Below are 10,425 nucleotides of genomic sequence, written 5' to 3' on the forward strand. Positions count from 1 at the left end.
ATGATTACTCCCAATAAGAAGCAGTGGATTTTTGTAAGAAAAGATTTAAATATTGAATTAAAAAATAAAATAAAAGAAACCGTAAAAGAAATTTATAAAGAAGACCTCTATAAAAATCTCTTAGTAAAGTACGGTAAGAACTAAAGAAATGCCCTCAAAGTGACTTGAGGGCCTAAGACTTTCTTAGTGTTCGTGTCCACCTTTTCCATGAACATGTCCATGAGCGATTTCTTCAGTAGTTGCCTCTCTGATGCTAATAACTTCAACATCAAAGTTTAGGTTTATTCCTGCAAGAGGGTGATTACCGTCAAGAGTTAGACCTTCTTCTGCTTTTTCAATTACTGTTACAATTAGTGGGTGTCCACTTTCTGTTTGAACTTGTAGTTGTTGACCAACAGTCATTTCATCAAAGTTAGGGAATTGAGACTTATCAATCATTTGAATTAAAGAGTCTTCTCTTTCTCCGTATGCTTCTTTAGGTTCAACTCTAACTGAGATTTTATCGTTTAGACCTTTTCCAGTAAGTGCATTTTCAAGTCCTGGAATAATGTTTTGCTTACCGTGTAGGTAAGTTAGAGGTCCACCTGTATCAGAAGTATCAATTGTTTCACCTCCGTCAGTCTTTAGTGTATAATTGATTTCTACTACGTGATCGTTTTGAATTTTCATAATTTACCTTCTGTTACAATTTATTTATTTATATCAAATTTCTTATTTTAAAGCTATTGGACTTCGGTTTTTCTTAAGTTTGTCATAGGGAAAAGCTTAAGGTTAAATTGACTTTAAGATAGTGTAATTCTGTATAATAATCTCAATTACTTGAAGTTATAACTCCAGTCACTTTTCTTTGTCTCTGCTAATTCAATTTCAAGTTGCTGGAGTTAGTACTTTCTGAGTAGGTCTCTAATTTTTATGATATCGGCCTTACGTGAGTGCCTATCTAGGAATACAACTTTGCCATTCTTATTTGTGGCAAATAATTCAAAGTAGCCTCTGTTTTCAAAGCCTTTTAGTTCTGGTTGAGCTCTCATTTTTGCAACATTTGGAGAGTCCATAAAGTGATGAAGCTCTATCGCGTCGCTATCTTCTAGCTCGACTACTTTCTTCATCACTGGTATCCAAAATACTTTATGTTGAATTGTTACTAGATTAGCTTTCTTAGTAATAGATTTTTCATAAAAATAGAGAGCAATTAATAAAGATGGCAGTCCATAGATAATAGCTAGTACAGAATATGCTAGAACAACATTTATCGTGTCCTCTGTAGCAATGAGCTTAGTAATTGCTCCAGATACAGCTAGGTACATTGCTGTCACTACAACAATTATTGCAATAAGATATCCCCAAAAGATCATTGGTAGACCATAAGACTTGATCGTTATTGCATTCTCTTTAATTTTAACTCTATCAGTTTCATCTTCTGAAACTGGAAACATATACATTAATCCCATGGGCGAACCATAGTTAAAACCCCATAAATTGGCAAGTTAAATCAATGATAGACAGAAGTCATGGTGGTCTGTGATCTCTTTAATCTGCTTTTGAGTATGAGAGAGAAAACACTGGGAGATGGTATTGAAGACATCTTGACTCTCATAGTTAAATCGATCTTCTTTAGGAATATTTAATTTAAATACGGAGCAGAATTCTAACCAAAACTTCTCCTCAACTGCAGCTAGAGCAATATACTTGCCGTCACTTGTTCTATATAAAGAATAGCAAGGGTAGAGACCGTTGTGTAAGAATTTAGTTCTTGTGTTACGCAGACTGTTAGGCCAAAAAGCATTGAATATCTCTTCTGTGCTCTCTAATAGATACGTCGTATGAATATAACTCTTATTTTCTTGTCTAACTTTTAAAATAACAGCAAGTAAGTCAGTGGCGACTTTATGACCAAAGTTAATTCCAGCTATTGGCAAAAATGGTGGGGCAACAATATTCTCTGTTCTGTTTTCAATATGTAGAGAAAGCAGTCCAGTCATCGCAAGAGCATTAAGGTCATGCATTGCTGTCTTTGACTCTTTTGAGGCCTTCATATCAACTACAGCAAGGTTATGGTTAAGATCCTTTATAGACTTCTCATCTATTCCCAGACTTTCTTGAACCTTATTTGGGAGACCATTAATAACTCCATCGGCACTCATTAGAAGTTCTCTAATCTGATCTTTAATAGTAGGGGATTTAAAATCTAGTCTCAAAACTTCTTTCGATTCATTGAGCTCTCTGTACCAGTCTTTAAAGCTAGGGTCGAACTCTGCAAAAGCTCCAGCGCAAAATGGGTCTTGAAAGATATGGTCTTCAATTTTTATAACTTTTGCACCAAGACCCGCAAGAATTTTTCCTGCGAGTGGTCCTGGTAATCTGTGTCCAAAGTCTAATATTATTACGTTATTTAAAATCTTATTCACTTTCTTTAACTTCTTCAGGTGTTGATGTTGGCCTAAGAGTTTCAATAAATTCCTCTAGGCCAGTACCAGCAATTTCACATTCATTTAAGTTACAGATTTCCCACTTATCTTCTCCATCTCTCGTGTAATCAAGTACGAAGCGACTTAAAAAGTAAGGCATGAAGTTTATAAATTGAGAGTTCTCTAGCCACTCAACAGGTAATTTTACTACTCTATAAGCTGCATCAGGGTAACTAAGTGCTCTTAATGCTTCTCCACAGTTTAGTGGGTTCTTTAATGACTCATGAGTGAAGTCTTCTTGAATGTCTTTTATTTTATCTAGGTATTCTTTATCGCCAAATAGAATCGCTGCTCTTCTTGTGATGTGTACAAGAGTAGATGCTGGAGACTTATAAGACTGATCCATTGAGTTCACACTTTGATTTGGGTAGAGCTCATGATCATTAGCTGACTTTGCTCTTGTGAATACTTTATCTCCATCAACAAACTCTTTAAGAACATATTCTAAAGTATCGGAAAAGTTTTGCTTAAAGACAGGGTTTCCAGTCATTTCATAAACTCTAAGTTGAGTTTGTGCAAAGTTAACATAGTCCTCAAGGTATGGGAGGCTAGCCCCTCTTGTTGTAGAGTGACGTATCTTCATTCCTTGTTCATCTTTAGAAACTAGGAAGTTTGTATATAGACCTTCGAGAGTAGTATTGAATAACGAAGAGGCCTTTTGTCTTATAATATCAATTTGGCAGTACTGCATTACATCTACAAGAGCAGAGACCATCATGAAGTTCCAACTCGCAACACCTTTATTATCGGTCATTGGTGGAACTCTCATTTTTCTCTCATTTTGAATTGCCTTCTTTACTTTTCTAATCGTATTCCAACCATCTTGAGTAAAGAAGTCTGAACGTAAATCATAGTTAAGAGAGATGACGTTTAGACCTTTGTCAAAATTTCCTTCTTTAGTAATATTAAACCATTTCTTTATTGTTTCACTATTGTCGATTAAAGACTCTGTTTCATCTTCATAGTTCTTTAATGCATCTTCAAATTCTTCAATTGTAAATGTGTGATACAGGCCTTCTACTCCTTCAGAGTCAGCGTCTTGTGCTGTTAGAAAGTGTGCTGATTCTCCAAGCATTTCAGCTTCTAAGAAGTCTAGAGTCTGTATTAAGCTGTCGAATATTATTGGAGATGGATATAGAACACTTGCTTTCGCAAGCAGTCTTAAAAGTCCTGCTTGGTCGTATATCATTTTTTCAAAGTGTGGAATAAGCCACTTCTCATCTGTTGAATATCTATGAATTCCTCCACGAGCGTGATCGTAGACTCCACCCATGAGCATCTTTTCAAGTGATAATATAATATGTTCACCTTGATCTTTTTGAATCATTCCCTCTAGCATTTGCTCAATGGCCCATTCATAAAATGAGAACTGTGGAAACTTAGGAGATTGTCCATAGCCTCCATTACTTTCATCAGCAAATTGCTTAACAGCGTCCATGATTGCTGCTGGAGGTGGAAAGTGACCCTGGTACTCAACTTTGTCTTTTGGAACTAAACCTTTTGCAATGGCCTCAGTTACATTAGTAGCATTTGTTTCAATTTGTTCTTTTTCTTCTTTAAATGCTCTTAACAGTTCCGAAGTTAACTCTTTGAAACTTGTTTGACCTTCGACTGCATTCTTTGGAAAGTATGTTCCAGCAAAGAATGGTCTCATATCTGGAAGAAGAAACGCCGATAAAGGCCATCCACCACTTTGAGTGAATAACTGGCATGCCTGCTGATAGTAGTTATCTACATCTGGTAGCTCTTCTTTATCTACTTTAATATTAATGAAGTTTTCATTCATGAAGTCTGCAGTCTCTTGGTCACCAAAAGATTCTGCGGCCATCACATGACACCAGTGACATGTAGAGTATCCTACAGAAAGAAAGATCGGTTTATTCTCATCTTTTGCTCTTTGGATTGCCTCTGGTCCATAACTAAACCAGTGAATGAGGTTATCTTTGTGTTGAAGAAGGTAGGCCGATTTCTCATCAGATAATCTATTATATGTAGAATTTTGCGTCATTTTAGTTTTCTCCATTTATTTATAAGAAGATATTTTAAAGTATATTTTTGCTCAAAACCACCTAAAATCTCGAAATTTGGTAGAGATTGGCGATACGCCCGATCAATAAAGGGTAAAATCTATGTAGTGGACTAGACAGATCAATTTCGAGGGGGGTAAAAGCCTCTTCATATGTTTAATAGCTCTCAAAAAGAATATTCAGTCCTAGATGAAAGTCTGCAGATGCTTACGCGCGTCAAGAACTCTGATAAGATGAGATCTTGTGTAAGGTATCTAAATACTCTAGCTATTTTCATCATTCTTGGAGTTATCTTCTCTAAAGAAACGACCTTAGGAACATCCGAGCAAGCTTTAACGATAAAGAAATCAAATAAAGAATCGTCTTACTTCTTAGATGAGAAAACTTTCTATCAGTTTCCTCTTGTAAAGAAGTCGTTTGGTGGTCTTTCTCTAGAGCATATAGAGAGCTTTTCTAAAAAAGATACTAGAAACCTTATTGTCTCAGCAGTGAAAAATAAGAAATTAAAAAAGAGATTATCTAGATATATCACAACTACAATGGAGATTTGTGAGAAGTATCAAATCGATCCTTTTTGGGCCCTAAGTGTAATGTGGACGGAGAGTCACTTTAACCTAAGAGCTAAGAGTCCTGTTTCTGCTACGGGCTTAATGCAGATTATGCCAGGTACAGGAGTTTATTTAAGTAAGCTTCTAAAGATGCCTGTTAAAGAAACTATTGTTTACGAAAATATAAAAGATCCTGCACTAAATATTGAAATGGGAGTGTTTTATTTGAAACGCTTACTAAAGATGTTTAAGGGGAACTACACTTTAGCGACTGTAGCCTATAATATGGGACCTGGTGGAGTCTATAGAAGACTTAGAAATAAACAAGAAGTCGGAGTAAGGAATCTTTATTTAGATAAAGTTCGAAAGCATTATAAATTAATTTCTAAAAATTTTACGAACGGAAAATCTAAGAGATATCTCTATCTTCAAAAGACTTTAGTCGTAAATAATCCGAAAACCTCTTATCTTTACACTCGCTTATATGAGCTTGATAAAGTTTTTCATTTCGTCGAATTCCCAAGCTTTGATTACCGATTGGCACTTAACTCAATTGGTCAATTACAAAAATCCCTTTAAATTCTCACATAGCGTCTAGTTTTGCTCTGACTAAAGTGGTAGATTATTTACCCGTTGTGTCTTAATTTTCAAGGAAGTGAGAAAAAATGTCTTTATCAAAAGTCATTGCTATAGATGGACCTTCTGGTAGCGGGAAGTCGACTATTGCTAAACAGTTAGCTGAAACTCTTGATGTACTCTATATTGATACAGGTGCCATGTTTAGAGCGCTTGCATATTGTTGTGATCAAAGAAATATACCTTTAACGGCCGGTCCTCAAATGGACGAGTTTCTTTCTAATATTAATTTAGAATATGGGAAGTCTGAAGATTATCTCATAGGAATTGATGGTGAGAATCTTTCGCATAAGATTAGAGAGCACAATGTCTCTAAGCTTGCCTCTATCATTTCTCAAATTCCACAAGTGAGAGAGTTTCTTTTGAATTTTCAAAGAGACCTCGCAAGTAGGGTTGTTTGTGTTATGGAAGGACGTGATATTGGCACTGTGGTCTTTCCCGATGCTTTTTGTAAGTTCTTTGTAACTGCTTCAGTAGAGGTTCGATCTAATAGAAGATTAAATCAATTAAATGAAGCAGGAGACTCTAGTCTTTCTCTCGATCAGATAATGATTGATGTTAAAAAGAGAGATGAGAGTGACATGAATAGAGAAGTTGCTCCATTGAAGATGGCAGAAGATGCTAGCTTGGTGGATACAAGTGAAATGGAACTTCTTGATGTGCTTAACTCTTTAAAAGAGTCTGTTATGACTAAGGCCAAGGGGACTGGAATCTCTCTGTGAAAATTCTAATTAATAGAACAGATGCGCTTGGTGATACTATATTGACTGAGCCCATTGCCGCACTCCTTAGACTTAAGTTTCCAGAAGCTGATATTAGATTTCTTATATCTCCAATTTCTGCACCTCTTTTTGAGAATCATCCTTATGTAGATGGTGTGTTTCTCTATAAGAAAAAGTCATCACTACTTAATCGAATTAAAAATTTAGGTAATATATTAAGTGAGTTTAAGCCTGATATTTATATCTTTGCTGGTGGGGATCAATTTGTGAGCTTCTATATGTGGCTTAAGAGAATTGATAAGAGGGCAGGACTTATCTCTAAACTACCTAGTTTCTTATTTTTGAACTATGGGGTTAGGCAAAAGAGGTCACTCGTTACTATGCACGAGAGTGAGTATAACCTTGGTCTTCTAAGAGGTCTTGGAATTGTTCACGATATAAATAATGAATTTGATTTATCACCTAAAATCTCAATAAACAAAGAACAAAAACAGGCTTCAATCGAGTTATTTAAAACTTCTTTAAAAGATGAGGGTCTAGACCCTACTTTGGGAAATATATTTATACATCCCGGAATGACTGGGCATACTTTGAATTGGTCTTCTAGAAATTATGGTAGATTAATTGATAAGATGGAGAATCGTTTTCCAAATAAATTTAACTGGATTATCTCTCATACAGCGAGTGATCAGCAGTATTTAGTTGGATTAAGGGATCATGTTGAAAAGACTCTACATCTTCATAATAAAGTATATTTCTTCGACGGTGGACTTAACGGGCTAAGAGATTACATGAATGTTCTCTCTAGTGCAGATGCCTTTATTGGTCCAAGTACTGGAACAACTCATATTGCAAATGTTCTCGGAGTAAAGACAATAGGTATTTATTCTCCAATTAAAGTACAAAGTACTCTACGTTGGTCTCCTTATAATAGAGACGAAGATAAGCTTAGATTAGTTATACCGGATGTTGTCTGTGGTGAGCAGTTTAAGTGTGCCGGAAATTCTTGTCCTTACTATGAATGTATGTCTAAAGTTGAAGTTCAAGATATAATGAATGAATTAATAGATTTATTAAATTTGGAGAAATAGTGACCTCAATAATCACAAAAGATAATTTTAAAAAAATAACAGAAAAATTCACTGATGTTGGACCAATTCTAGTAATAGGGGACATTGGATTAGATAAGTATACTTTTGGAGATGTGAAGAGAATATCTCCTGAGGCTCCGGTTCCAGTTTTAGAAGTAACTAAAGAATGGACAACGCTTGGTCTTGCGACAAATATTTCTAATAATCTCTCATCTCTGGGTGTTTCATCTACGATTTGTGGAGTTGTTGGTGAGGATATGCACGCTAGTAAATTGGAGAGTCTTCTTGAAGAGAATGACTTATCTATTTGGGGCGTTGTTCGCTGTAATGAAAGGCCAACAATCTTTAAAGAGCGTGTGACTACTTCTACTCAGCAAATTTGCAGAGTAGATTATGAAGACAAGTCTCAATTAGCTTCTTCTACTCAGGAGAGACTACTTGAGAGGATTAATGAATTTATTCCTAATCACAGTGGTGTTTTAATAGAAGATTATGGCAAGGGGACTCTTTCAAAAGAAACTATTGCTGAAGTTGTAGCTGTTGCTAGAAAACACAATAAGAAAGTCTTTGTGGATCCTTCTAGAACTACTCCTCCTGAGCATTATAGAGGTGTAGATCTTTTAAAGCCAAATAGGGCCGAAGCGGAGACTATGGTTTCAATGCTTGGTCATAACACCACAGAAGTGCTTGAGATGGCAAAAATACTTTCTGAGTCATTAGAAATTCCTGAGGTTGTAATTACTTTAGGTGGAGAAGGTATGGCGATCTTTACTAAAGGTGATGATAAGGTTCGTATAATACCAACTGTTGCAAATGAAGTCTTTGACGTTTCTGGAGCAGGTGATACGGCCATTTCACTACTTACTTCATCTCTTCTTGCTGGAGCGTCTTTAACTGATGCATGTTGGCTCGGAAACTGTGGCTCAGGTGTTGTTGTAGCTAAAAAAGGGACAGCAACAGTAAACCTTGAAGAGTTAGAAGAGTTCTACGACGATATTTCAAAGAATTTTAATAAATAGCTTTCATGGCCCTCTTCTCTAGAGGGTCGATGCCTGCTTGGTTTTTTATTTCTACCTCTAAATTTGTATATTCTTTCTACATCTTTGTGTCAGGTTTCTAGTCAATAATTGTTAAGAAATATTAAATTTAAAAATAACCTACTGTGTTATAATGAGTCCATAGCTCTTGATCTGAAGATCAATCTATTCTGTGCTTTTTAAGGAGGCGTATCAGAGACTAGACTTACACAAGTGAATTTTACATTTACGTATTCTTGGCCATGGAAATTGCACAAGACTATCCTTATTTTTCAGTTTAGCTGATCAATTGTTAGTTACCCAATTTTGGCCATTACTCAAAAGGTCTTGAACCTTTTAAACCGTTAGTCTTGCGGGGGATTTGCCCCCGCATCATTCCTTTCTTCTGTCTATCTGCTTTTACCCGCTTCGTCTTGATCATTTTCCATTCCTATGACAAAATGCGACGTTTAGAATTAATGTTCTAGCTTTACTAGAATTCAAGGGAAATACGAAAATGATTAAAAAATTAGATGAGCTCTTCTCTCAATTTGAGGGAAAAATTGGTGGGCTAACAAACCAGGCCGATATTTTAAACTTAAAGTCTGAGTTTCTTGGAAAGAAAGGATTGATCTCAGATGTTCTTAAATCTTTAAAAGATGCGACTCCAGATGAAAGAAAGGCCATAGGTCCTAAGGCCAACGATATCAAAAATGATATTACAAAAATGGTTGCAGATAAACTGACGGCCATTGAAGCTCAAGAGATTAATGAAAAATTGGCCTCAAGCCGTATTGATATCACGTTAACTGACGATGTTAAGGTTGGTAGTTCTCTTGGTGGTGGTTTTCACCCTAGAACACTAATACAAAGAGAGATTGAAGATATTTTTCTATCTATGGGGTTTGATATTTTAGATGGTCCTCATATTGAAGATGAATTTCATAACTTTGAAGCATTAAATATTCCTGGTGATCATCCTGCTAGAGATATGCAAGATACATTCTGGTTTCACGATCCTAACAAAGAGTCTGATGAGAAAAAGCACTTACTGAGAACTCATACATCTACAGTTCAAGTTCACGGTATGCAATCTCGTAAGCCTCCATTTAAGTTTATAGCTCCTGGAACAGTGTTTAGATGTGAAAGAACTGATGCTTCTCATGAGATGGTTTTTAATCAACTTGAAGGAATGATGGTTGGGGAAGATATATCTGTTGGGCACCTTATTTATTTCATGAAGACAATTTTAAAAGAAATATTCAAGAAAGAAGTTGAAGTAAGACTACGTCCAGGATTTTTCCCATTTGTTGAACCTGGTTTTGAGTTAGATATTAAGTGTCTTATTTGTTCAGGAAAGGGTTGTTCTGTATGTAAGCAAGTTGGTTGGCTAGAGCTACTTCCTTGTGGAATGGTTCACCCTAACGTGCTTAAGTCTGGGGGAATTGATCCAGAGAAGTACAATGGCTTTGCATTTGGTCTAGGTCTAGATCGACTTGTTATGATGAAATATGGAATAGACGATATTAGGCACCTGCAAAGTGGTGACTTAAGATTTAACACTCAATTCAAAACGTTTTAGTAGAAGGAAAAATATATGTTAATTAGTACTGAATGGATTAAAGACTTTGTTTCTATTCCAGATATGTCACCAAAAGATCTTGGTGTTAAATTCACTTTAGGAACTGCTGAAGTTGAAGAAGTTATTGTTATTGGCGATCACTTAGAAAAGATTCGTGTTGCAGAGATTGTAGAAATAGAAAAGCACCCTGAAGCTGATAAGCTTAACTTAGTCACTTTCAATTATGGTGATAAAGAGAATAAGCGTGTTGTATGTGGTGCTGCCAATGTGAGAGTAGGACTTAAAACACCTTATGCGCCATTAGGAGTCTCTCTGCCTAACGGTTTGGTGTTAGA

The 10,425-nt window shown here is 35.9% G+C and carries 9 protein-coding genes and 1 pseudogene; 6 read left to right on the plus strand and 4 right to left on the minus strand.

All coding sequences use genetic code 11. The features are described from left to right. Positions 1 to 183: 183 nt before the first annotated feature. From ABX784_RS13085 to ABX784_RS13100, 4 genes are all read right to left on the minus strand, one after another. Complete coding sequence (locus ABX784_RS13085) at positions 184 to 669, minus strand: peptidylprolyl isomerase (RefSeq protein WP_372655504.1); 486 nt, start codon at positions 667 to 669, stop codon at positions 184 to 186. A gap of 212 nt (positions 670 to 881) precedes the next feature. Next, the gene (locus ABX784_RS13090; protein WP_372655505.1) at positions 882 to 1,436 is read right to left on the minus strand and encodes a hypothetical protein; all 555 of its coding nucleotides are present in this window, start codon (positions 1,434 to 1,436) and stop codon (positions 882 to 884) included. A 51-nt stretch (positions 1,437 to 1,487) separates the two neighbouring features. Next, positions 1,488 to 2,408, minus strand: a complete 921-nt coding sequence (locus ABX784_RS13095; protein ID WP_372655506.1) for a CoA transferase — start codon at positions 2,406 to 2,408, stop codon at positions 1,488 to 1,490. After that, positions 2,401 to 4,476, minus strand: coding sequence for a thioredoxin domain-containing protein (locus tag ABX784_RS13100; protein ID WP_372655507.1), 2,076 nt, complete (start codon positions 4,474 to 4,476; stop codon positions 2,401 to 2,403). Before ABX784_RS13100 ends, ABX784_RS13095 begins: the two co-directional genes overlap by 8 nt. 222 nt (positions 4,477 to 4,698) lie before the next feature. Between ABX784_RS13100 and ABX784_RS13105 the strand changes: the two genes are divergently transcribed. The 6 genes and pseudogenes from ABX784_RS13105 to ABX784_RS13130 form a co-directional block, all read left to right on the plus strand. Beyond that, on the plus strand, positions 4,699 to 5,622 hold the full coding sequence (locus ABX784_RS13105; RefSeq protein WP_372655508.1) for a lytic transglycosylase domain-containing protein: 924 nt from the start codon (positions 4,699 to 4,701) through the stop codon (positions 5,620 to 5,622). 86 nt (positions 5,623 to 5,708) lie between these two features. Beyond that, on the plus strand, positions 5,709 to 6,401 hold the full coding sequence (gene cmk, locus ABX784_RS13110; RefSeq protein ID WP_372655509.1) for a (d)CMP kinase: 693 nt from the start codon (positions 5,709 to 5,711) through the stop codon (positions 6,399 to 6,401). After that, positions 6,398 to 7,492 (plus strand): glycosyltransferase family 9 protein, encoded by a 1,095-nt coding sequence (locus ABX784_RS13115; protein WP_372655510.1) that lies wholly within the window; start codon positions 6,398 to 6,400, stop codon positions 7,490 to 7,492. The genes cmk and ABX784_RS13115 overlap by 4 nt, the downstream gene beginning before the upstream one ends. Further along, on the plus strand, positions 7,492 to 8,511 hold the full coding sequence (locus tag ABX784_RS13120) for a bifunctional heptose 7-phosphate kinase/heptose 1-phosphate adenyltransferase (protein WP_372655511.1): 1,020 nt from the start codon (positions 7,492 to 7,494) through the stop codon (positions 8,509 to 8,511). The genes ABX784_RS13115 and ABX784_RS13120 overlap by 1 nt, the downstream gene beginning before the upstream one ends. Positions 8,512 to 9,025: 514 nt before the next feature. Then, on the plus strand, positions 9,026 to 10,090 hold the full coding sequence (gene pheS / locus ABX784_RS13125; RefSeq protein ID WP_372655512.1) for a phenylalanine--tRNA ligase subunit alpha: 1,065 nt from the start codon (positions 9,026 to 9,028) through the stop codon (positions 10,088 to 10,090). A 15-nt stretch (positions 10,091 to 10,105) separates the two neighbouring features. After that, positions 10,106 to 10,425: pseudogene (locus tag ABX784_RS13130) on the plus strand (phenylalanine--tRNA ligase subunit beta); the annotation flags it as partial.

Origin of the sequence: Halobacteriovorax sp. (assembly GCF_041587335.1) — a bacterium.
Classification (GTDB): Bacteria; Bdellovibrionota; Bacteriovoracia; order Bacteriovoracales; family Bacteriovoracaceae; genus Halobacteriovorax.